The organism is Pirellulales bacterium, from assembly GCA_019636335.1.
Classification (GTDB): domain Bacteria; phylum Planctomycetota; class Planctomycetia; order Pirellulales; family JAEUIK01; genus JAHBXR01.
Map to the genome: position 1 here is coordinate 18,644 of JAHBXR010000026.1, position 24,286 is coordinate 42,929.

The 24,286-nt window shown below is 63.0% G+C and carries 15 protein-coding genes; 8 read left to right on the forward strand and 7 right to left on the reverse strand.

Translation table 11 applies throughout. The features are described from left to right. Nucleotides 1–19: 19 nt before the first annotated feature. The 5 genes from KF708_20790 to KF708_20810 form a co-directional block, all read right to left on the reverse strand. Entirely contained in the window at nt 20–445 is a 426-nt protein-coding gene (locus KF708_20790; protein ID MBX3415134.1) for an Rrf2 family transcriptional regulator, read from the reverse strand. Between the two features lie 446 nt (nt 446–891). Then, on the reverse strand, nt 892–3,315 hold the full coding sequence (locus tag KF708_20795; protein ID MBX3415135.1) for a hypothetical protein: 2,424 nt from the start codon (nt 3,313–3,315) through the stop codon (nt 892–894). A 403-nt stretch (nt 3,316–3,718) separates the two neighbouring features. After that, entirely contained in the window at nt 3,719–5,161 is a 1,443-nt protein-coding gene (locus KF708_20800; protein MBX3415136.1) for an NAD(P)/FAD-dependent oxidoreductase, read from the reverse strand. Beyond that, nucleotides 5,154–6,836 carry a DUF3556 domain-containing protein gene (locus KF708_20805; protein ID MBX3415137.1) on the reverse strand — a complete coding sequence of 561 codons (1,683 nt, stop codon included), beginning with the start codon at nt 6,834–6,836 and terminating at the stop codon, nt 5,154–5,156. The genes KF708_20800 and KF708_20805 overlap by 8 nt, the downstream gene beginning before the upstream one ends. Before the next feature lie 68 nt (nt 6,837–6,904). Further along, a complete protein-coding gene (locus KF708_20810) occupies nt 6,905–8,335 on the reverse strand; it encodes a c-type cytochrome (GenBank protein MBX3415138.1) in 1,431 nt (476 codons plus the stop codon). Between the two features lie 146 nt (nt 8,336–8,481). Between KF708_20810 and KF708_20815 the strand changes: the two genes are divergently transcribed. From KF708_20815 to KF708_20835, 5 genes are all read left to right on the forward strand, one after another. Next, nucleotides 8,482–9,189: a TetR family transcriptional regulator gene (locus KF708_20815; protein MBX3415139.1), complete on the forward strand. Its 708-nt coding sequence runs from the start codon at nt 8,482–8,484 to the stop codon at nt 9,187–9,189. 123 nt (nt 9,190–9,312) lie between these two features. Beyond that, the gene (locus tag KF708_20820) at nt 9,313–10,530 is read left to right on the forward strand and encodes a DUF697 domain-containing protein (protein ID MBX3415140.1); all 1,218 of its coding nucleotides are present in this window, start codon (nt 9,313–9,315) and stop codon (nt 10,528–10,530) included. 27 nt (nt 10,531–10,557) lie between these two features. Beyond that, on the forward strand, nt 10,558–12,069 hold the full coding sequence (locus KF708_20825) for a GTPase domain-containing protein (protein MBX3415141.1): 1,512 nt from the start codon (nt 10,558–10,560) through the stop codon (nt 12,067–12,069). 204 nt (nt 12,070–12,273) lie between these two features. After that, nucleotides 12,274–14,793, forward strand: coding sequence for a PSD1 domain-containing protein (locus KF708_20830; protein MBX3415142.1), 2,520 nt, complete (start codon nt 12,274–12,276; stop codon nt 14,791–14,793). 4 nt (nt 14,794–14,797) lie between these two features. Next, nucleotides 14,798–16,282 carry a DUF1501 domain-containing protein gene (locus tag KF708_20835; GenBank protein ID MBX3415143.1) on the forward strand — a complete coding sequence of 495 codons (1,485 nt, stop codon included), beginning with the start codon at nt 14,798–14,800 and terminating at the stop codon, nt 16,280–16,282. A gap of 60 nt (nt 16,283–16,342) precedes the next feature. Here KF708_20835 and cls read toward each other — a convergent pair whose 3' ends face one another. After that, a complete protein-coding gene (gene cls / locus KF708_20840) occupies nt 16,343–17,779 on the reverse strand; it encodes a cardiolipin synthase (protein MBX3415144.1) in 1,437 nt (478 codons plus the stop codon). 173 nt (nt 17,780–17,952) lie between these two features. Then, nucleotides 17,953–18,207 (reverse strand): hypothetical protein, encoded by a 255-nt coding sequence (locus tag KF708_20845; protein MBX3415145.1) that lies wholly within the window; start codon nt 18,205–18,207, stop codon nt 17,953–17,955. Between the two features lie 234 nt (nt 18,208–18,441). Between KF708_20845 and cadA the strand changes: the two genes are divergently transcribed. From cadA to KF708_20860, 3 genes are all read left to right on the forward strand, one after another. Then, nucleotides 18,442–20,421 (forward strand): cadmium-translocating P-type ATPase, encoded by a 1,980-nt coding sequence (gene cadA / locus KF708_20850; protein MBX3415146.1) that lies wholly within the window; start codon nt 18,442–18,444, stop codon nt 20,419–20,421. Nucleotides 20,422–20,996: 575 nt separating this feature from the next. After that, complete coding sequence (locus KF708_20855) at nt 20,997–22,877, forward strand: DUF1592 domain-containing protein (protein MBX3415147.1); 1,881 nt, start codon at nt 20,997–20,999, stop codon at nt 22,875–22,877. A 10-nt stretch (nt 22,878–22,887) separates the two neighbouring features. Beyond that, nucleotides 22,888–24,228, forward strand: coding sequence for a DUF1552 domain-containing protein (locus KF708_20860; GenBank protein MBX3415148.1), 1,341 nt, complete (start codon nt 22,888–22,890; stop codon nt 24,226–24,228). The last annotated feature ends 58 nt before the right edge of the window (nt 24,229–24,286 follow it).

The window sequence follows — 24,286 nt, forward strand, 5'->3', positions numbered from 1 at the left end:
GACACGGCGCCGATCGAAGTCAAATCTGTTCTAGCTGGTTGAGTTGCCGCCTGGTGGGAGTCACGTCGCGCAGCGTGACGGTGTTGAGGTACTGCAATTGCAGGCGTTCGGCCGTGGCGAGGGTGTCTTTCAACTTGCAGAAGGATTGAATGGCACAGACGTCGTCCGTGCCGACGCACTCCAGAAGATGCGTGTTTCCTTCGATGGCCTGAATGACCTCGCCGATGCGAATTTCTTCGGGGGAGCGTGCCAGTTCGATGCCCCCCCCGATCCCACGCATGCTGCGGATGTATCCGAGCCGCGCCAGGACATTGGCCACCTTGGCCACGTGATGCGTCGAGATGCCGAACAGCTCGGCCACCTCGGCGATGGTGGCGCGCCTCGAGCGGGCGGTGAGGTACATCAACGTGCGGAGCGAGTAATCGGTCTGCGTGGTCAACCGCATGGGGCGCTCGGCAAAAAAGGTAAAACATATATCACTTATACATCTTTTAGCGGCGCGGCGAACGACCGTCAATCTATTTCAGGCGTGGACCGCTCCCGCTAGTGCCTGGTCCTCGCATCGCGAGCGTGTGGAACTTGGGAACCAGAAAAAAGGGGTTGACGCTGTTCTAGGAGGGTAGCACCGACGAGTTTCCGCAGCAGGCGTGAAACTTATCTCGCTCGAGTCGGAAGCTCGTCGGTGTCGCGCAGCGACCAGAGGTTCGTTTCGACCAGACCGACGTTGTGGCGAGGCTGCGCTGCTGAAAGGTGCCTGCCCGATCGACCCTCGTGTTGCTGCGCAACACCGACGACGGTGCGACTCGAGTGTGTTGTCGTGCGCAGGGTCGCGCCGCACCATCGTCGGTGCCACCCGGCTGGGGAACCCGAACTTCTGGCTTTGACAGAGCCCTAGGCGGCGGCGAAGTTGTCGAGCGCGCCGCCGGCATGGCGAATACCGATTTGGCCTGCGCCGGCGATGGCGCTATCGGTGACGCTGACGGTCAGCACGTTGTCCCAGTAGGCCTCGAGCGTGGTGCCACTGAGTAGGAATCGCAGTGAACCGGCGCCGCTGCCGACAGGATTCTGGTCGAGGAATTCCCAGCCCGAGCCGGCATTGCGCCAGATCTGCACGAAGTATTGAGCCCCGCTGCTGCGGAAGAGGCGCGCCATGTAGCCGTTCGAATCGCCTGGACCGGAGTAACGCGCCAAGAGGCCGATGCTGCTGCCGGTGTCCGCCAGGGTGGTCAGATCGATGAAGGCCTGTACATCGACATTCGCCACCGACGGACCGTTGAGCGTGGTGATGCTGACCGCATTCAGTTGTTGCACGAGCTGATTGTTGAAGATGCGCAAGTCGCCCAGCCGTTCGGTCCACTCGGCGCCAAGGTGGGGATTATTCGCTCGATTGAAGTTGTCCGTGAAGGGGAGCGTGACGTTGACGGGGGGAATGACCGTCGGCGCCGTCACCAGGAAGTTGTCGACCCGGCCCCCCGTCATCCGCACGCCGGCGGAGCCCGCGCCGGTAATGCTGGTATTCGTAACGCTGGCGAGGAGCACGCCATCGACCGAGAGGGACAGACGATCGCCGACGACGTCGAACTGCAACGCGCCGGCGCTTGCGCTCGTGGGCACGCTGGCCAAGGGGGTGTAAACGCCGTTCAGATTCACCCAGATTTGCGCACTGAACGTATTGCTCGAATCACGAATCACTCGGGCCATGTACGTATTGGCATCGCCCAGGCCGGTGTAGCGCGCGAGCACGCCGACGCTACGACCTACGTCGTCGCCGGTGAGATCATAATCCACGCGGACCGAGATATCGGTCTGAAACAGGCCATTCAGGGAAGCGACCGCTTCGGCGTTCGCCGCCAATTCGAGACGATTGTTGGCGATGCGCAAGTCGCCGAGCTGCTCGAGCCACGGTCCCGAGAGCGAGCTGCTGTCGGGGCGGGTGAACGAGTCGGCATAGGGGAAGGGAGAGACGGGCACGCCGTTCGTATCGGCAGGGTTGAGCCCTTGGAAACGTATCGTGGTGTTGCCATCGGTGCGCAGCAAACGCTGATCGTTCTCGGCCCTGAAGTAGAGCAGATCGTCAAAGGCCGTCAGATTCGAGGGAATGCCGGTATCGAACGCGACCTGCCCCGTGCCGGCAAGCGTGTTGTCGGTCTTGTAAAGTGCAGTCCCTCGGTTCGGCTCGGTTGCCGGGAAGAAGACCAGGTTTGCGGCGCCGACGAATGTTGGTCCTTGGAAATTCAGTGGCAGATTCGGGGTGATCGACGAGGTAACCACGTTCGTGCCGGCAGTCGTACCGTCGCTACTCGACAGCCCATTGGAGCGGAAATAGAGGGTTCCCCCGACATTGGTCATGTTGCTGGTGCTGACCTGCTTGACCATGACGGTGCCGGCCGAGGTACCGTCGGACTGCCAAAGGCGGTTGGTTGCTCCGGGTGATCCGAACAAGGCGCCGAAATAGAGCACGCCATTCAGATTGACCAGATTACTAGGATTGCTGCTTCCGTTGCCACTTTGAATATCCTTGACCAGCACCGTGCCTGTGCCCGTGCCATCGGTCTTCCAGAGCTCGACTCCGTTGGTTCCATCCCAGCCACTGAAGAACAGCGTGCCATTGACGTTCGTGTAGTTGACCGCCAGTCCATTGGCACTGCCGGGGTTGAGATCTTTGACGATCACCGTGCCACCGATGGTGCCGTCGCTCTTCCAGAGCTCGACTCCCTCGGCGGCCGTTTCCGCGGCGAAGAATGCGGCGCCGTTCATTTCGACGAAGGGGCCGAGCGTGCGACGCGTCTCGCCGGCGTAGAACTCGCGCAGCATCACCGTTCCTGCGGTCGTGCCATCGCTGACCCAGGCCGCATTCGTTCCATTCGGCCCTCGTGCCCGGAAGAAGAGCAATCCGTTGACGTTGGCCAATTCGCCGATATCGCCCGAGTTCGTTCCGGGGCTCGTGTCCTTGACCAGCACGGTGCCGGCCGTGGTGCCGTCGGTCTTCCAGAGCTCGACCCCGAAGCTATCGGTACGCGCCGTGAAGAAGAGCGTGCCGTTGACGTTCGTCAGGTTCTCGGGAGAAGAGCTGGCGAGTCCGGGGCGAATATCCTTCACCAACCGAGTGCCATTCGTGGTGCCGTCGGAGACCCACAACTCGACGCCGGTATTGCCCGGCGTATTGTCAATGAACTCATAGGCGCTCGAGAAATAGAGCCGGTCTCCCACGACCTCGATGTCGAGCGTTTGATCGAACTGAACGGGCGTCAGCGCAAGCAGGCGGCGCTGTTCGAGTGGTTCGCCACCAAGGACCGAGAGGCGGCGACGCGGCATTTCTCGCGAGTAACGTCGGGCGGAGCGAGACCGAGCAACTCGGGATGCGGTCCCGTGAGTGAAGGCGGATGCCAGCAAATTCCACATGATCGAATCTCCCCCCAAAAGTTCTTCGGCCGGTAGCCCCGTGGCCGCTGTGGTCGTCCCTATAGTACGCAGCCTGCCTAGCTCTATGCACGGAAAATAGGGCCAAAAACCGCGAAATGCGCCAACTCTGCGGTACGAGAATCGAGAAATTCTCGATTCTGCCGCGCGGCAGCCACGCGGATGAATCGGTATCTAGGAAAGCAGGCTGATCGCTGCAAGACCAACCTGGTATTTCTGCCGGCCGACCGGCGGAGCAGGAGGAAGACTTACGAGGGTTGCGCGTCCGCACACGACGGGCGACTTTCCGCCCCATGTCTTACGAGTGCAGCTTCGAGACGCGATATCTGGCGAGCTTTTTCATCGCGGCTTGCGCGGCGTGGTAGCCGCACATGCCGTGTACACCACCCCCCGGCGGTGTGGACGCCGAACAGATGAAGACCCGTGGGTTCGGCGTGGTGTAGGGATTCATTCGCGCGACGGGCCTGGTGAAAGCCTGGTACACATCGGCGGCGCCACCGGCGATGGCGCCGCCGACATAGTTCGGGTTGTAACGTTCCAGATCGGCGCAGGTCGTGACGTGTCGCGCAAGGATGCAATCGCGAAAGCCCGGCGCGAAGCGCTCGATCTGCCGTTCGATCGCCTCGGTCATGTCGACGTCCGAATGGGGTGGAACGTGGCAATAGGCATAGCCGGTGTGCTGACCGGGCGGGGCACGCTGGGGATCGAATTCGCTCTGCTGACACACCAGGACATACGGCCGCTCGGGATGCTGTCCCTGCCAGACGGCGGCCTCGCCCGCGGCGATCTCTTCGTACGTGCCTCCCAGGTGGACGGTCGACGCGAGCAGGCATTGAGGATCGCGCCAGGGGATGGAACGGCGCAGCGCCCAATCGAGCTTGAAGACACCGGGGCCGTAGCGATAACGCTGCAATCGTCGCACATAGCCGGCCGGCAGGACGTCGTGAGCAAGGGCCGCCAGTTGATGCGGATCGGTATCGAAGAGCCACACCTTGGCCGGCGGAAGATCGGCCGCGGAGCGCACGTCGCGACTCGTCTCGATGCGGCCCCCCAGTGAAACCAGCAGGCTTGCGAGCGCATCGGCAATCGACTGCGAACCGCCTGCCGCGACGGGCCAGTCTTCGCAATGTCCGGTCAAGAGGAACATCAAGCCGATGGCGGCCGATGGTAGCCGATCGAAGGGGAGGATCGAGTGTCCCGCGCAGCCGGCGAAGAGAGCGCGAGCCCGCGTGCCCTCGAATTGACGTGCCAAGTGGTTCGCCGTGCGCATGCCGCGCCAGCCAAAGCGCAACAGGACGATCGGATGCCGCGGGATGCCGAGCGGTGCGAGCGCGTCACTGAGCAGACCGCTGGGATTGCGCAACAGCGGCTCGATCAAGCATCGATAACTGGCCGCATCCGGACCCAGCTCACGCGCGGTATCGTCGACGCTGCGTCGCAAGATGACCGCCGGTTCGTCATCGAGAGGATGCGCCACGGAGACCGCGGGGCGAATCCAAGTGAGACCCTGTTGATCCAGCGGGAGTTGGCGAAAGAAAGGAGAGAGGATGCCCATCGGATGAACCGCCGAGCAGACATCGTGTATGAAGCCCGGCAGGGTGAGTTCCGCCGAGCGAGTGCCGCCGCCGACCTGGTCGTGACGTTCGAGCACCAGGACGGATGCCCCCTGCTGCGCTAGGGCGACCGCGGCGGCCAACCCGTTGGGCCCGGAGCCGATCACCACCGCATCGGTGTCACCCATACGCGCCTCGATCGTTGGCCGCGACGGGGCCGCAATCCCAGGGCTTTCGCTCGGCGAGGTCGTGAATCGAGAGGTAGCCTTCCGAGAGCAGGCCACGTTTGGCGTCGTTGATGCGCCAATGCAGCGTCGAACCGAAGAGCGGCTGCGCTTCGACGCAGATGACGCGCAACTCTCCCTCTTCGAAGCCGCACTGTTCTTGAATCGCCGCCAAGAGCCTTTCATCGGCCAGGTGGCCTTCTCCGAAATTCCAACCGAGCACCGAGCCGGCCACCGTTTCGCCATCGGCGTAGGTGAAGCGTTGAAAGGGGAGGGGGCCGATCGCTTGTGGGAGCAGTTGTCCCAAGGCGCGTCCCTGCAGGTGCAACGCGCGAAACGCCAGCAGCGTGGCGTCGGCCCGCACAGCTTCATCGGGGGGCAGCGCTCGAGACTGCTGTTCGAGCAACAAGGGGGCGGCGCGTTTCAGCCGCTCGAGCTTGTGGTAACTCTCGTCGCGAAACAGCCACGCGTTCCAGGCCCAGTTGCCCGCGTAATAGCGCATCGAAACCAGGAACGAGACCCAGGCGGGAAACAGATTGCCCGCCAGCGGTAACACCACCAGCGCCACCAGCAGATAGATCGTCAGCGGGACCGACCCGATGTCGAACAGACTCACCTCGGGATGGCCGGCAAAGAGAAAAAAGGCCGCGTAGATGTTGAGCACATTCCACTCGAAGACCGCCGCGATGGGGAGATTGCTGAGGATGAATCCGTGCAGCATGAGAGCAAACGTCAGCCCGAGATAGAGCAGGGGCCCCTCGTGCGTGACGAAGAGCAAGGTGATGGGGGTGGCAAACTCGAGGAATCCACCGAGGAACGCCATCGTGCGCGCCACGCGCGAGGGGCCCAGTTCGTCGGGGGGATCGACGAACATACGTTGGCGCATGTGCTGGCTTTTCACCAACGAGTTGTTCGCGGCCATGATCGAGACGACGTAGGGAAAGGCCGGCGTCAGCTTCGACACGCCGGCCCAGAACCAGATGGCCAGTTGCACCCACTTGACCCCCGCAATCCAGTTGCCGGCGAACAGAAAGCAAAGAATCATCGCGAAGTGCTGCTCGACGCGACCGGCGAGCCAGATCGTTTTGTCACCCAGGCCGGCCAGCACGAAGAGAACGACCACGGCCAGCAAGTAGGAACTTTCCACGTGCTCCTGCAGCAGGCATACGACGAGCGCGATCACCAGCCCGGCGTAGAGGCTCGCGTCCCAGATGCTTCGCGTCGTGCCACCGAAGAGGGGCAGGCGGGGAAAGGGAGCCAGCTTGGTCGTGCCCGGCCGGAGAAAATGGAGGCAGGCCGTAAAGGGAGGCCAGACCTTCAGCCCGAGCGGACCACTCATGCAGCCGAAGCCGGTGACTTCGACCAGGCTGGCCCAGAGGATCGCTTTTTGAAAAGCTGTCGGCTCGAAGATCCACTGCGTGAAGTTGGCCAGCGTGCCGAGCCCCGGTGTCCAGCGGCAGAAGAACATCCAGCCGGCGACGAAGAGCACGACCTTGGCGGCGTGGAAACCGTAATCGCGCAGTCGGTAGCCCAGGCCGCGCGCGAGATAGACTTGCGACGCCGTGCGGACGCGCTCGGTGTAGTCCTTCTTGGCCCATTCGCTGGGCGCGAAGGGAGAGAGATCGTGATCGACTGCCATGCCGGACCTTCCCCCTGCGCCGGAGACACGCGTGAAAATCTCGTCAGAACGTCGCCGCCAGCACCTTGTTAGAGCGTTTTCAGATACTCGATGACCGCGCGCTTCTCTTGGGCATTGAGTTGATCGGGGTAAGGGTGCCCCTGGGCACTATTGCCAACGTGCGAGGTATCGTAGTACATGCGGCGGTGGCGCGGCGAGAGCCCCTCGGGGACGGCATCGAACACCTCCACTTCGAGGCCGACGTTCACCTGGTCGTAGCCATCTTCGGTGCGTTTCCAGACCTTGGGCCTCTCGGTGGGATTCATCACCGCGTTAAGCGTCGGCGCGGCCCCGTTATGAAAGTAAGGCGCCGAGGCCCAAACGCCGTCGAGCGGAGGCGCCAGGTAGCCCTTCGATTCCAACCAGACGGGATGCTCGCCGTTGTACTGCAGCCACGTCTTGTTGTCCCATTCGCGATTCTCTTTCGAGACGGCGTGCAGCCGCACCGGGTCGGTGCCCACGTCTTCGATCGGCACGATGACGTTCGGGTATTCTCCCCCTTCGCCATAGGTGCCGTGGCAGGAGGCACAGGTTTCGTTGAAGAGCAGGCGTCCCTGGCTGGCGAGGCTGGCATCGATTTCGTAGGGATACTTAGGCGATTCCATCTCTTCGATGTACTGGTAAACGTGTACGAACTGCGGCTCCAGGGCGTGCCACTTCTCTTCCCAGTCTTTGCTGCTACCGCGCGCTCGGGCAAAGGGCATGTTCTGGCGAGGAGTTTTCGGGGCGAACGCGTCGGTATAAAGGCGGGTCTTCTTCTTCGTGGTCCACCACGCCGGCGGATTCATGTCGTGATGGAGCAGCATATCGGGGTCCTTCGCCACGCGGATCGTTACGTCGAGGTTGGCTTGTACCCACTCGAGTACCTCGAAGATCACCGCGTTAGTGAAGCCTTTGTGGTAGTTGGCGACCATGCCCAGCGCGAGTGTCTCGTTGACTTTCGCGGGGTCTTTGCCGGCGTCGAGAGTGCGGAGTCGCTTCAGATCGACGAACAAGGTAGTGAGATCGACGTGGGTATTGCCGACACCTGGCATCGTCACGCCGGCGACCTTGCCCGCATGACACGAGAAGCAATTCGTGACGAGCCCGCCGTCGTCGAGCTCGGTGAAGCCGAAGGGGATGTTCGGCGTCTCGTCGCCCGGCTGTTTCACCCAGCCGTAGCGCTCGAAGGTCAGGCGGCGCCGTTCGGCGGGATCGGCCTGCTCGGCTTTCGCGCGCTCTTCTTCCTCCCAGACCTGCCACAAGCGATCGAGATCGTCCACCTTGAACATGCCGCGTGCGCCGCGATCGCGCATCATGTTGGTGATGGCCTCGTAGCCTTGGTTGGCGTCGGGCTTGATCCCCAGGAAGATATCCTGCGGCTCGCTCGGCTCGGCGCCCGAGGCCGACGTTCCGAAGAGGGTTGCCACAACGAGCAGAGCCAGGGCCAAAACGACGGCTAGAGACCTGCAGGCAAACATGGTGTTCTCCCGTGTGCGAGAAATACCGCAACGGCAATAAATAGGAGCGTCGACCGGCCGCTGTCTCACGCGGGGATGGTAAGCGAACCGGATTCGGTTATACTTGTAACCGAACCCGATTCGGTAATCAATGGCGTTCGAACGGCATGCGGACGAAATGGCAAAGAGCGCGGCGGCAAGAGCAGCGAGAGGAGCGCGTGACGGCGATTCTCGACGCGGCGGCAAAGCTCTTCGAACGCAGCGACTTCGACGGCGTCTCGATGGCCGCGATCGGTCGCCAGGTGCGGCTTGCCCAGGCGAGCATCTACGGCTATTTCGATACGAAAGAGGCTTTGTTCCTCGCCTTGTGCCTGCGCGAGGTCGAGGCCTGGTGCTCTACCGCCGTGGCGGGCCTGCAACAGCTACAGCGCCCTGATGCCGCCGGGATAGCCGGCTGTCTTACCGAGGCGTTGCGGGCACATCGGCACATCTTGCGGTTGCATGCGATCGCCAGTCCCGTGCTGGAGCGAATCGCCGCCACGGACCGTGGGACGGCCGAGTTCGGCCGTGCGTTCCGCCTGTCCTTGGGGCGCATCGTCGCGGCCATTTCCGAGGCTTGTCCCGCGCTGGCAGGGGGCAAGGCGATCGCGTTCATGTACCAACACCAGGCGCTGGCCTCGGGGTTGTTCACCATGGCGCCGGGGGCGGCCGCGGCAGACGGCGACGCCGCGCTGAAATTCCTCGATCTCGACTACTTCACGCTGTTCGAGCGGACACTGCGCCATCTGCTCGAGGCGCTGATGGACGATCCGGCTGCCGACTGGCCCTTGGCCCGTGGCGACGCTGCCCCACGGAAAAACACCAGATCGACCTAGGGCGAGTCCGCGATCGCCCGTTGGTTGCCGTGCTCTTCATGAAGATCGCCCAGCCGGCGAAACACTCTTGCCGATCCGCTACACTGAAAGCGAGTCGGCGTGGAACGAGTTACTGCGGCTGCCATGTTCAAATCTTTCTGGAATCTGCTCTCGGAGCGAGTGCTTACTCCGCAGGTCACCTCGGCCGATTCGGAAGAACTGCTGCGCCGGGCGAGTGTGGCACTGCCGCGGCCCGTGATCTGGTTGCTCGGCAAGACTCAGTCGGGCAAGACGTCGATCATTCGCGCGATGACCGGTAGCACGCAGGCCGAGATCGGCAGCGGATTTCGCCCCTGCACGCGGACCTCGCAGTTCTATCCCTTTCCGAACGAGGAAGAATGTTTCCTCCGTTTTCTGGATACGCGTGGGCTGGGGGAAGTCAGCTACGATCCTTCGCAGGATCTGGAATACTGCCAGGACCAGGCTCATCTGCTGATGGTGGTGGTGCGCGCGATGGATCACGCGCTGGAGGGCCTGCTCGACGCCGTCCGTACGATTCGCCGTCAGAAGCCGGATTGGCCCCTGCTCATTGTGCAAACGGCTCTGCACGACGGTTATCTGGAGGGAGCAGGGCACCCGTTGCCGTATCCATTCGCACAACAGCCCTGGCCGGCGACGGTGCCGGCCGATCTGGCTCGTTCGCTGGCTTCGCAGCATGAGCAGTTCGCCGACCTGCATGGTCGCTTCGTGGCGGTCGACTTCACCTTGCCTGAAGATGGCTTGTCGCCCGAGTTCTATGGCCTGGAGGAGCTTTGGGAAGCCATCGAGGCGGAGTTGCCGCTCGGCCTGCAGGGCATGTTGCGTCAACAGCCGGGGTTGCAGCAAGAGCTCTTTACGTTGCACTTCAAGAAGGCGCGCCCCCATGTTATCGCTTACTCCCTGGCGGCTGCGGCGGCCGGGGCCGTGCCGTTGCCGGTCGTCAGCTTGCCTTCGGTCGTGGCGGTGCAGGCGAAGATGTTCCACACGATCGCCTCGATCTATAAGCAACCGCTGAACTCGAAGGTCATGAGCGAGCTGGGGGGGGCGTTAGGCGTGGGGGTGACCGCGCACTTCGCCGTGCGGATGATGGGGCGTTCGCTCCTGGCGATGATTCCCGTCATTGGAACCGCTACGGCGGCGGTCTACACCGCGGCGGCCACTTATGCGCTCGGTTGTACGCTCTGCTGGTACTTCGCGCAGAAGCGAAACGGCCTGATCCCCAGCCCAGAAATGCTACGAGGATTTTATGGACAGGAACTTGCCGAAGGCCGGCGTCTGTTCAAAGAATACTTGCAGGCACGCCCTCGTTCGACCACGCCTTAGCCCGACGTCGCCGCGTCCGACGAACGCATGAATTCTCTCCAACTCAAATTGGCCCTGCGCGTGGCGGTCTTCGGACTTCCCTACTTGCTGTTGATGTCCGTGGGTGGACTGTGGCTGTACGAGCAGGGCCTGATTCTGCCCTTCGCGCTGGGATCGATCGCCCTGGCGGCGCTCGGCTGGGTGCTGTTGTGGTGGCTGGAATCGCGCCCGACGCCGCCGCGTTCCACCCCGCCGCCGAGCGAGACCTGGCCCGAAGCGGGTCAAAAGGCCTGGTCCGAAGTCGAGCGGCTGCGGATTCAAGTCGAGGCGGTTCCGCCGCCGTTCGACCAAGCGAATGCCTGGGTCGAGTTGTTTGGACAGGTGTTTGAAGTCGTTGCCCGGCAGTTTCATCCCCAGTCGCAGCAGCCGGCGCTCGAGGTTTCTGCCGCCGAGGCGCTGCGCGTGGCGGAGCTCGTGGCGCGCGATCTGCGCACGTTTCTTCAGGAGCAGGTGCCCGGTTCCGATCGGATCACGATTCATAACATCCAGCGCGTGCTGCAATGGCGTCCCTTGGCGCAGCAACTTGCTGGCGGCGCGTACAATGTCTATCGGCTGGCTCGGCTGGTCATCAATCCGCCGGCGGCCCTGGCCAATGAGGCCAAGACGGCGCTCTTGGGAGGAGATATTGCCAACGTCGTGGCCGACTTGCCCCGTATGGCGGCGGGCTATGTCGTGCGTCAAACGGGTCAGTATGCCATTCAACTCTATAGCGGACAGATGTCGCTGGCGGACGCCGAGTGGACCGAATTCGGCGCGGACAAACCGATTCGCATGGTCATCCTGGGCCAGACCAAGGCGGGCAAGTCGAGCCTGATCAATGCCTTGTTTGGGCGGATCAAGGCCGCCACCGACGTGCTCCCTTGTACCGATTCGATCACGCCCTACGTGCTGGGACGTGAGGATCTTCCGCAAGCGATCGTGCTCGATACGATCGGATTGGCGGGCAAGGGAGACGCCCAGGCCCGCCAGAAGCTCGATGCGGAGATCGCCCGTTGCGACCTGATCGTGCTCGTCTCGTCGGCGAATAATGCGGCCCGTGATGTGGATCATGCCTTGTTGGAGGAAGTTCGGCAGCGTTTTGCTGCCTTGCCTCGTCGCGCGGCGCCCCCAGTGGTTGTCGCGCTGTCGCACATCGATCGCGTTCGGCCGATCAACGAGTGGCGACCGCCGTACGATTTTCTTCAGGGAGAATCGGCCAAGGAACGGAACGTGCGCGAGGCGGTCGATACCGTGTCGCAGGACCTGCAAGTCTCGCGCGACTTGATCGTGCCGGTCTGTCTGAGGGAAGATTCCGTCTACAACGTCGAGGAGGGGCTGGTCCCGCTGTTCATGCAAGTCCTGCCCGACACCGAGCGGGCAAAGTTACTGCGACTGTTGATGGACGCTCGCGACGCGGAACAGCGCCAGGCCTTGACTCGCCAGTTGGTGAACGCGGGCTTGAGCCTGGCTCAACTGGGCGCCTACGTGGTGCGAAATAAGCTGAGGCCGGCATCGCGATAGCGGGTATTTTCATGGCTTCCTGGCCGCTCAAGGCCGCCCCACTTCAGGTGGTCCTCGGCGGCCGGTAATTAAGGTGAGTAGATTGGGCCGGCCCACCGCTGGGAATTGCGTTCCAGGCAGGGCGCAGTCAACATAAATGCTGCCTGAGGGCTGCCCTACCAATGCTGGTGGGGCCAGGAGTCGATTCGGGAGAACGCGGAATTCATGTTCAGTCGCTTTACTACTGCGTTCGCCGTGGCAGTGGGCCTCTGTCTGGCGGCGGTCGCGCGCGGGACCGAACCCGTTCCGACTCCCGCTGCCGAGTCGGTGGCGTTTTTCGACAGCGAAGTTAAACCGCTGCTCGTGGGGCATTGCCTGAAGTGCCATGGCGGCACTGGCAAGGCCAAGGGGGGGCTCTTCCTCACGAGTCGCGACGAGATTCTCAAGGGGGGCGATTCGGGACCGGCCGTGTCGCTCGATTCGCCGCACGAAAGCCTGCTGCTCGAGGCGGTCAACTATACCGGGTTCGAAATGCCCCCGAGCGGTAAGCTGGGCGACGAGCAGATTGCCGTGCTCACGAAGTGGATCGACCTGGGACTTCCGTGGGGTAGCGAACGCGAGCTGGCGCCGCGCTCGACCGATGATGACCATGGCCCCCCCGCGGTGGACGAAACGTCGAAGGCCTTCTGGTCGTTTCAGCCGGTAGAGCGCCCCGCGACACCGGAGATCGTCGATCCCTGGGTACGAACTCCGATCGATGCCTTTGTGCTGGCGAAATTGCAGCAGGCCGGTTTACGGCCGGCACCGGTAGCCGATAAAGCGGCTTTACTGCGACGCGCTTATTACGACCTGATTGGCTTGCCTCCTTCGCCCGAGCAGGTCGAGGCATTCCTGGCCGATCCCGCGCCCGACGCCTTCGAACGAGTGGTCGACGAGTTGCTCGAGTCGCCCCATTACGGCGAGCGCTGGGGAAGGCACTGGCTCGATCTGGTGCGCTATGCGGAAACGAACAGCTACGAACGGGATGGACCAAAACCGTTCGTCTGGCGCTATCGCGACTACGTCATCCAGTCGCTCAACAACGACAAGCCGTACGATCAGTTCCTCACCGAACAACTGGCGGGCGATGAACTCGACACCATCACGCGCGATTCGCTCATCGCCACTGGCTACTATCGCCTCGGTATCTGGCAGGACGAGCCGGTCGATCCCGAGCAGGAATTGTTCGAAGACCTGGACGATCTCGTGCGGACCACGGGCGAAGTCTTTTTGGGTCTGACGATCGGTTGTGCGCGGTGTCACGATCACAAGCTCGACCCGCTGCCCCAGGCCGACTATTACCGCTTGCTGGCGTTCTTTCGCAACGTGCGCCGCTTTGGCGTGCGCTCGCAGGAAAGCATCGACGAGGCCTCGGTCCGCACGCTGACCAGCGAGGAGGAGAGCCGCCGCAACGAAGAACAGATCGCGCGTCACAAGCAGCAGCAGAAGGAAGTGCGTGCCGCGCTCGAGAAGCTCAACGAGCAGATCGAAGCGGGGCTCGTGGGAGTCGAGCGAGACGACTGGAAGACCGAGGCGATGCGCGTCGACATCGCCAGGAAGAAAATCGGCGAGATCCTCTCGCAGGAAGAGTTCGATCGTTACGCGGAGTTGACCGCGACGTCGGAAGAGCTGGCCAGGTTCCGCCCGGCAGGACTCGAAAAGGCCCTGTGCGTGAAAGAGCATGGCCGCGAAAGCCCTCCGACGCATGTCCTGGTGCGGGGCAATGCGCATGCCACTGCAGCCGAGGTCGAGCCAGGATTTCCTTCAGTCCTCTCGCCGCCTGAGCCGCAGATTGCGCTTCCGGCCGAAGGTATCGCCTCGACGGGGCGCCGCCGCGCGCTTGCGCAATGGATCGCCAGCGCCGACAACCCGCTCACGGCGCGCGTCATGGTGAACCGCATCTGGCATTACCATTTCGGCCGCGGCATCGTGCGGTCGACCAGCGACTTTGGTTTTCAGGGCCTTCGGCCGACGCATCCCGAGTTGCTCAATTGGCTCGCGTCAGAGTTCGTGGACCAGGAGTGGCGGCTCAAGCCTCTGCACAAGCTGATCATGCTCTCCAGCACGTATCAGATGTCGTCGCAGTCGAACGAGCAGGCGTTGTCCGTCGATCCGTTGAACGACCTGTTGTGGCGATTCGACATGCGGCGGCTTTCGGCCGAGGAGATTCGCGATTCGGTGCTGGCCGTCAACGGCAGCCTGAACCTCTCCGCCATGTTTGGTCCCAGCATATACGTGAAGATTCCCAAGGAAGTGCTCGCGGGCCAGTCGATGCCCGGCGCCGGCTGGGGAAAATCATCTCCGGCCGATCAAGCGCGGCGCAGCATTTACATTCATGCGAAGCGATCGCTGGCCGTGCCGCTGTTGGCCAGCTTCGACGGACCCGATAGCGACGCGAGCTGCCCGGCAAGGTTCATTACCACCCAGCCGACGCAGGCCCTGGGCATGCTGAACAGCTCCTTCGTCCAGGAACAGGCCGAGGGCTTTGCCGGCTATCTTCGCGAGCGAGCTGGTGAGGACCTGCGAGAACAGGTGTCGCTCGCGCTGCGGCGTCTGTTTCAGCGTCAGCCGACGCCGGAAGAGATCGAGCGAGGAATGAATCTGATCGCGACGCTCCAACAGAAATATCATTTGTCGCCTGAGACGGCACTCAAGCAATTCTGCGTCGCGGCGTACAACCTGAACGAATTCGTCTATCTGGATTGAACGCATGAATGAGAAGATGCAGCGCGAACGCGTGGGTCAAAACTTTTGCGGTCGCACGCGACGAGAATTCCTCTGGCAGACCGGCGCGGGCTTCACCGGTACGGCACTGGCGGCCCTGCTGGGGAACGACGGTTTCCTGGCCCGCCAGTCGGTGGCCGCCGACGGCATCACGGCGTGGAACAATCCGTTGGCCGCGCGGCCGCCGCAGTTTCCGGCCAAGGCCAAGAGCGTGATCTTCTTGTACATGTATGGCGGTCCCAGTCACATCGATACGTTCGACTACAAGCCCGCCATGAAGGGCATGGACAACAAGACGGTCGACGTGAAGACGTTCGGCCGTGGTGGCCACAAGAACCAGGGACGCATCGTCGAGACGCGCTGGGACTTTGCCCAGCATGGACAATGCGGCCAGTGGGTTTCGACGCTCTTTCCGCACCTGGCCACGTGCGTCGATGACATCGCCTTCCTGCACTCGATGACGGCCGACTCGCCGATTCATGGTTCGGCGATGTTGATGATGAACTCGGGCAAGATCCTCAGCGGCAGCCCTTGCCTTGGTTCGTGGGTGAATTACGGGCTGGGCACGGTGAATGAGAATCTGCCCGGCTTCGTGGTGATGCTCGATCCGCGCGGCGGGCCGATCAGTGGGGCGAAGAACTGGAGCAGCGGCTACATGCCCGCCACCTACCAGGCCACGGTGATGCGATCGCAGGGGGCTCCGATTCTCGATCTGGAATCTCCCGAGGGGGTGACGCGCGACATGCAACGCGAGATGCTCGATACGATTCGCGGCTTCAACGACGAGCATCAACTGGCTCGGCGCGACAACTCGGAGCTGGCGGCGCGAATTGCCAGCTACGAGCTCGCCTTCAAGATGCAGGCCGCGGCCCCCGACGCCGTCGACCTGAGCCAGGAGGACGCGCAAACCCTGTCGCTCTACGGCCTGGATGAGAAGCGGACCGAAGTCTTCGGTCGCCAGTGCCTGCTCGCACGACGTCTTGTCGAACGGGGCGTGCGATTCGTCCAACTGTACTCGGGGGGCAACCACAACGATGCCAACTGGGACGCTCACGGCGATTTGAAATCGAATCACGACCTGCACGCTGGCGAGACCGACAAGCCCATTGCTGGCCTGCTGAAAGACTTGAAGCAGCGCGGCATGTTGGACGAGACGCTCGTCGTCTGGGGGGGCGAATTCGGCCGGCAGCCGACGGCCGAGTATGAGAAGGGGACGGGCCGCGATCACAACGCCTACGGCTTCACCATGTGGATGGCCGGAGGGGGCATCAAGGGGGGCATCAGCTACGGCAAGACCGACGAATTAGGCAGTGCCGCCGTCGAGAATCGACTGCACGTCAAGCATCTGCACGCCACGATCCTGCACCAACTCGGGCTCGATCCGAATCGTCTCGCTTACTTCTACAACGGCCTGGATCAAAAGCTGGTCGGCGTCGAGGGGGCGGAGCCGATCGTGGAGATCATGGCGTAGCGCTCGTGCCAGCGAGGGCCTCGCTCCGGCGCTGCGAGAGACGTCGTGCGTTCCTCCCGATCACAGCAGCGGGCTGAACAGTCGCGCCGTATTCTGCAGCAACTGGCGGCCGAGGGACCGCTGTCGCCAGCCCTCGTGCGTGAGCAGCCGGCTTTCGCGGAAATATCGCTCCTGCTCGATCGCGAGCCGGGCGACCGTGCCCCGATCGTAGATCACGAGCATCAGCTCAGCATTCAAGGCGAACGAGCGGATGTCGAGATTGCTAGAGCCGATCAGGGCCACGGCATCGTCGATGCTCAGATGCTTGGCGTGCAGGAAGTTCTGTTGGAACTGGTGTACGTGGACGCCCGCCTCGAGCAACTCCTCGTAGTACGATTCTTGCGCCAGCGTGACGAAAGCCTGATCGCCGGTCTCCGAGACCACGAGATGGACGTCGACGCCCCGTTTCGCCGCCGTTTGCATCGCCTGGAGCAAGGGTTCGTCGGGGATGAAGTAGGGGGTCGTCAGCACGACGCGCCGCGCGGCGCCGTGAACCAGCGCCACGAAGAGTCGTTGATTGTTCTGCGTAGGAAACGCCGGCCCGCTGGGCAGTGCCTGCGCCGCCACGTCTCCGGCGATCGTGGGACAAGGGAACTCGCGCTCGCCGTCGAGGATCTCTCCCGTTTCCAAAAACCAGTCCGAGGCGAAGACGTATTGCAGTTCCAAGACCGCCGGGCCGTGGACTCGCACCATCAAGTCTTCGTAGCGGATGCCTTGTTGGAAGCCGGCGGCGACCAGGTTCTGCGAGCCGGTATAGCCCACGCGTCCGTCGATGACGGCAATCTTGCGATGATTGCGCAAGTCGATGCGTGCCTTTCGCCAGGGAAGCAGGCTCACGGGCAGCATGGCGTGCAGCTCGATATTCAATCCGCGCAGCTTCGGCCGTAGTGTCCGCAGCGCCGTACGCGAGCCGATGGCGTCGACAAGCACCCGGCAGCGAACGCCTCGGTGCGTGGCCCGCTCCATGGCGGCGATCACCCGCCCCGTCACCTCGTCGTCGGAGAAGATGTAGAACTCGAGGTGTACATGATGCACGGCCTGGTCGATATCGGCGATCAGCCGCGCGACGGTATCGTCGTAGTCGACGAGGACCTCGATCGAGTTGCCCCCCAGGATCGGCGAGCCCCCGAGACGCTCTGCCAGGCTGACGGCCTGGGACAGGGCAGGGCCGACCTCGGGGTGAAAGATATTGGGATGGTCGACGAACCGCGCCAGCACCTGGGACATCGCCCTGGGGAGTTCGGCGAACTTCGCGCGCTGCTTGCGCGACAGACGTGCCCGCCCGATGAGCACATAGAGCAACAAGCCCACCCAGGGCTCGAAGAAGATCAGCAGCAGCCATCCTTTGGCGGCGGCTGGCGCTCGGCGGACGGGCACCACGGCCAACATCGCCAGGCGGATCGTCCATTCGCTGACAAAAAAGAGGCAGGCCAGCGCGGTCAGATCATTCCAGCTCATGGAGATCGCCTACCCATACGCAGCGCCAGGACGGCTAGCGGAGCGAGCTTGCACCGGCCAGTCGCCGTCCGTGCGGGCGGTGCGCTGGCACTTATGCTTCACGGAGCGCCAGTCTGCGGATCCGCGCAGACTCGCTGGCGCGCCTACCTGCCGTCGATCGTCTCGGCACGCCGTCATTCGTTCGGATCGACCTGTTCGCCAGCCGCTTCGACCAGGGCCTTGGCTTCCGCATAGCTCAACACGTCGTCGAGCATCGCGACCTTCCACGCCAATTCGAGCTGTGGATTGCGGTCGACGAGGGTCTTGGTCCGGGCTTGGAGCTTGGCGCTTGCGGCGCGCGAGGTAAGCCAGTTCCACATCGGGATGCTGATAAATGACGCCATGGCCATCAGGCATAGCACGACCGCGATATTCTTACCTCGATTCAAATCGAACTCTCCCCTCGATTAGTGAAATATCGTCCACAGTGTAGCGACGCCGGGCAGTCCACGCCACGGGCTCCGACGGCGTACGAATTCCGGCTGGCGACCATTGCGAGAAGGCTAAAAGCCAAGCGAGCCGTGAAGCGAACACGGCAAGTCCGTGTGGTAAAACCCCTAGTTATTCGCGATGATCGGATTTTGATTGCTGCCGAGAACGCGTCGCCGAGCAAATCCCAGGCTATGAGTGATCCAGGAGAACGACATTTCACGAAGCAGTCGTCGCAGGTCGCATCGCTTGTGCCGAGCGGCCATTCGTTGAGCTTCGGCCGATTGTGGGAACGTCGCCACACGGTCATCGCCATCGTTGCCGCCATGTGTATCGCGGCCTACCTGACAACACGATGGGGCCTCGCCTGGCCGGAGACGAACGCGGTTGGATTTCTCTGGGTGGCGCTCGTGATAGGGGGTGGCCCGCTCGTTCTCGAGTTGTCCTGGCGAGTGCTGCTGCGCGAATTTGGGTCCGATCTTCTGGCCGGGATCGCGATCGTCACGGCAGTGCTGCTGGGGGAGTATCTGGCTGGGACGTTTGTCGTCTTGATGTTGTCGGGAGGGGCGGCGCTCGAGTCGTTTGCCGTGCGGCGGGCCTCTTCGGTGCTCGACGCGCTGGCGCGGCGCATGCCAGCCGTGGCGCATCAGAAATCGGACGGTGGTCTGGTCGACCTGCCGCTCGATCGCATCCGCATCGACGACGTCCTCGTGGTACTGCCGCACGAAGTCTGCCCGGTCGACGGCATCGTCGTCGAGGGACGGGGCAGCATGAACGAGGCCTACCTGACGGGCGAGCCCTACCGCGTGTCGAAATCGATCGACTCCGAAGTCTTCTCGGGCGCCATGAACGGCGAGGCGGCCTTGAGCATTCGCACCGTGCGGCTGCCGATCGACTCGCGTTACGCGCGCATCATGCGCGTCATGCAAGAGTCGCAGCAACAGCGTCCCAGGCTGCGCCGGCTGGGAGATCAATTGGGGGCCTTCTACACGCCGCTGGCGGTGGCCATTGCGCTGGCGGCGTGGCTGGCCAGCGGCGAAGCCATTCGTTTTCTCGCGGTGCTGGTGATTGCCACCCCTTGTCCGCTGCTGATTGCCATTCCGGTGGCCATCATCGGATCGATCTCGCTCGCGGCGCGGCGCAGCATCATCATTCGCGATCCGGCCGTGCTCGAGCGGATCGGCCGCTGTCAGACCATGATCTTCGACAAGACGGGCACGCTGACCTACGGCGAGCCCCGTCTGGTCGAGCAACACGTCGTCGCGGAGTTTTCGTCGGAGGAGATACTGCAGCTTGCCGCGAGTCTCGAACAATACTCGAAGCACCCATTGGCGGTGGCGGTGCTCGACGCCGCCCGGAAGAGCAAGATCATGCTACTGCCGGCCGAACACGTGCGAGAACATCCGGGCGAAGGGCTGCTGGGCATGGTTCGCGATCGAGCGGTGCGTATCACCAGCGCCAAAAAGTTGGCGGCGGAAGATCCCACCACGACCGCCGTGCTACCCCCTTCATCGGGCGGGCTCGAGTGCGTCGTCGTGGTCGACGGGCACTACACCGCGACCTATCGCTTTCGCGATGAGCCCCGCGCCGAGGGAGCGGAGTTTATCGGTCACCTCTCTCCCATGCATGGCTTCAAGAAGGTCATGCTCGTGTCGGGCGATCGCCCGTCCGAGGCCGAGTACCTGGCTCAACGTGTCGGAATCAGCGAGGTGTACGCCGGTAAGAGCCCCGAAGAGAAGCTCGACATCGTTCGCGCCGAAACGGCCCGCGCGGGCACGGTCTACGTCGGCGACGGCATCAACGATGCGCCGGCCATGGTGGCTGCCACGGTCGGGCTGGCGATGGGGCAACGCAGCGAGGTGACCACCGAAGCAGCCGGCGCCGTGGTGATGGACAACATGCTGGGGCGCGTCGACGAACTGCTGCACATCGGCGGGCGGATGCGACGCATCGCCCTGCAGAGCGCCGTGGGAGGGATGGCATTCAGTATCGGCGGCATGCTGCTGGCCGCCGCGGGACTGCTGCCACCGGTGGCGGGCGCGATTGCGCAAGAGGTGATCGACGTCGTCGCGGTGCTCAACGCCCTGCGCGCGGCGTGGTATCCCGGGGCGTTGAGCGACTACGAATCGCTGGATGCTATGGAATCATCCGTCGATAAAACCAACGCTTCGTAATCTCGGCCGCCGCGGCTTAAAGGCTGACAATCGCCAGCATCGCGACCAGAAAACTCGCCGGTGGCTACCGGCTTTATTCCACTCCGCGCAGCCCATGAGCCTAGGGCTGTGTCCAACCTTAATTTTCGGGTGCAATTGAATCCCAGCCGGGTAGCACCGACGATGGTGCGGCGCGACGTCGCGCACGACAACACACTCGAGTCGCATCATCGTCGGTGTTGCGCAGCAACCAGAGGGTCGATCGGGCAGGCGCATTTCAGTAGCACAGCCTCGCCACAACGCCGGTCCGGTCGAAACGAACCTCTTGTCGCTGCGCGACACCGACGAGCTTCCGACTCAAGCGAGATAAGTTTCAAGCCTGCTGCGGAAACTCGTCGGTGCTACCCCCCCTAAGTCCACCAACTTTCGGCGCGCGACGAGACGCTGCGCCACATGGCTGCCGGCCCTCTTTTGGGCTATAGTGAAACCCGTTGCGGTCGACGGGCGGTATGGTCTTTGACGCCGGTGTCGATCGTGGCTCCTCGCCGTTTCAGCGATCCTTGCGATCGTCCCGCCCCTCGATCCTCGTAGTATCCGTGAAACGCATGTCTTTCCGCGCGAGCAGCATGCTGGTAATGGCTCTGGCGATAGGAGTTTTGTCCCCCGTGGCTGGGGCAGATCCGGCCGAGATGCCGCAGGCCGTTCAGGCGGTGCTCGAGACCCATTGCACGAGTTGCCACGCGGGGGAGGAGGCCACGGCGGGCATCGATCTCGCCTCGGCCCAAACGCAGGAAGACATCTTCACCGAGGGACGAACCTGGAACAAAGTGCTGCGGGTCGTGCGCTCGCACGAGATGCCCCCCAAGAGCGAAGCGGTGATGTCGGACGAAGACCGCCAACTCTTGTTCGAATGGATCGAGGCGTCGTTTCGCAACCACGACTGCCTTGGACAGACAGAGCCAGGTCACGTCACCGTCCGCCGCTTGAACCGTGTCGAGTACCGCAACACGATTCGGGATCTCTTCGGCATGGATCTCGACGCGGCCCGCGACCTGCCCGCCGATGCCGCGGGGAACGGGTTCGATAACCAGGGCGATACGCTCTTCATCCCTCCCGTGCTGATGGAGAAATATCTCGATACGACCAAGCGTCTGCTGGAACAGGCGATGGCCGAGGGGGCCCCCGCGCGTGCGATGCTGCTCGCCGTGACGCCGTCGGAGTCGGTCTCGCCGGCGGAGGTGGCACGCCAGAACCTGCGGGCGTTCTTGCCGAGGGCATTTCGTCGCCCCGTGAAGGACGATGAACTAGCGGCGCGGGTCGCGCTGGTCGAGCAGGCCCTCGGGCGCGGCGAATCTTTCGAACAGGGGCTGCAGACCGCGCTGCTGGCGACACTCCTTTCGCCTCACTTCTTGTTCCGTATCGAACAGGATCAGGCCCCCGAGGGGTCGAACGAGGCGTATCCGATCACGGATCATGAGTTGGCGACGCGGTTGTCGTATTTTCTCTGGTCGACGATGCCCGACGGCGAGTTGACCGAACTGGCCGACGCGGGCCGATTGAGCCAGCCCGAGGTGCTGCGCGAGCAGGTCGCGCGCATGCTGGCCGATCCGAAGTCGATTGCCTTGGCCGAGGAATTCACCTCGCAGTGGTTCGGCTACCGCGACCTGCGCACGCACGAGATGGATATCCGGCGCTTCGGCGGATTCAACGGCGTGCGCGATGCCATGTACGAAGAGTCGCGGATGTTCTTCGACACGCTCTTCCGCGAGAATGGACGCGTGCTCGACATCGTCGACTGCAACTATGCCTTTGTGAATGATCGGCTGGCCGAGCATTACGGCCTGCCGAAGGTAGAGGGGGGGCAGTTGCGCAAGGTGGAGCTTGCCGACCGCCGCCGCGGCGGCGTGCTCGGGATGGGCAGCACGCTGACGGTGAGCTCGTATCCCACGCGCACCAGCCCCGTGTTGCGGGGCAAGTGGGTCCTCGAGACGATCCTCGGCACCCCCCCGCCCCCGCCGCCTCCGAATGTGAAGGAGATCTCCAAGAGCGACGAGGTCAAGGATGGGTTGACGCTGCGACAGCGATTCGAAAGGCATCGCGCCCAGGAGAGTTGCGCCAGTTGCCATGCCAAGATGGACCCTTTGGGCTTCGCCCTGGAGAATTTTGACGGTATCGGAAAATGGCGCGATCAGGATAATGGCATCGATATCGATGCCGCGGCGGCCCTGCCCGACGGCAGGGAACTGAACGGGATCGCCGATCTGAAAGATGCCCTGTTGGCGCGGCAAGAGCTGTTTCTGCGTCAACTTGTGGAACGAACGTTGACCTACGCCCTGGGGCGGGCGGTCGATTTTTACGATGAGTGTACGATCCGCCAGGCGATATCAAGATTGGCAGAAGGGGACCACCGCAGCCACGAATTGATTCTGTCGGTGGTCGAGAGTTATCCTTTCCGTCATAAGAAGAATGCCCCTTAGGAACGCTGACATGGCCGATTCGAATCGCTGGCCCCTCTCGCGACGAACGATCCTCCGCGGCGTCGGCGCGGCGCTGGGATTGCCGTTCTTCGAGGCGATGTTGCCTCGCCAGGCGCGTGCTGCCAGTACCGCCCAGCCGCCGGTCCGTATGGCCGTTTTGTACATGCCGAATGGGGCGCTCCCCGCGGCGTGGAATGTCTCGGGCGAGGGACGCGATTACGAGTTGTCGTACATCCTCGAACCCCTGGCACCGCTCAAGGAGAAGCTGGTCGTCTTATCGAATCTGCGCAACACGGCCGGCCTGATGGGGGATGGCCATTACGCCAAGACCACCAGTTGGCTGACCGGCGCGCAGGCCGTGCGCACCAGCGGCAAGGGGATACGCGCGGGCATTTCGGTCGATCAATTCGCCGCGCAGCAGATCGGGCAGTCGACGCCACTTTCGTCGCTCGAATTGGGGATTGATCCCGTCCACAACGTGGTCGACATGGGCTACAGCACCGTCTACGGCTGCCACGTGTCGTGGCGCACGCCGACGTTGCCCGCGACCAAGGAGATCAATCCGCAGCAGGCGTTCGATCGCTTGTTTCGCTCGACGCAGTTCGGCCGCAGCCCGGCCGATCGGAGCGTGCTCGACCTGGTCCGCGAGGACGCGGGGAAGCTACGACAGAATCTCGGAGGGAGCGATCGCCAGAAGCTCGACGAGTATCTCGATTCGGTCCGCGCGCTGGAGCAACGCATCGAGGCCGCGTCCCAGGCCGAAGATCGCAATTGGAAGCCGGCCGTCAACGCCGCCGATCTGAAACGCCCTGGCGCCGAGTACGGCGACTACACGACGCACGTCCGTCTCATGCTCGACATTCTGCACATGGCGTTCTGGACCGACGCCACGCGCATCGCGACGTTCATGTTCGCCAACGACGTATCGGGGCGTAACTTCTCGTTCGTCGAAGGGGTCAACGACGGTTTCCACCCCCTCAGCCACCACGAGAACAACGCCGACAAGCAGGAGCAGTACAAGCGCATCAACCGCTATCATGTCGAGCAGTATCGCTACCTGCTCGAGCGGATGGCGGCGACGCAGGAAGGCGAACGCTCCTTGCTCGACCATTCGATGGTCATGTTCGGCTCGAGCATCTCGGACGGCAACGCGCACTCGCCGATGCAGGTGCCCACGGTGCTCGCGGGGAGTGCTGGCGGTCGCCTCCAGTCGGGGCAACACGTCAAGCTCGAGAAGGCGGCGCCGCTGACCGATCTCTTGGTCACGATGCTTGATTGCCTCGACATCAATGTCGACAAGTTCGGCGACAGCAAGGGGAACTTGCACGAGCAACTGCTCGCGCCGGCCTAGATTCCAGCACGAGCGATTCCGTCGCTCTGTCTGGAAGAACGGCAGGGCAGGGGGGGGC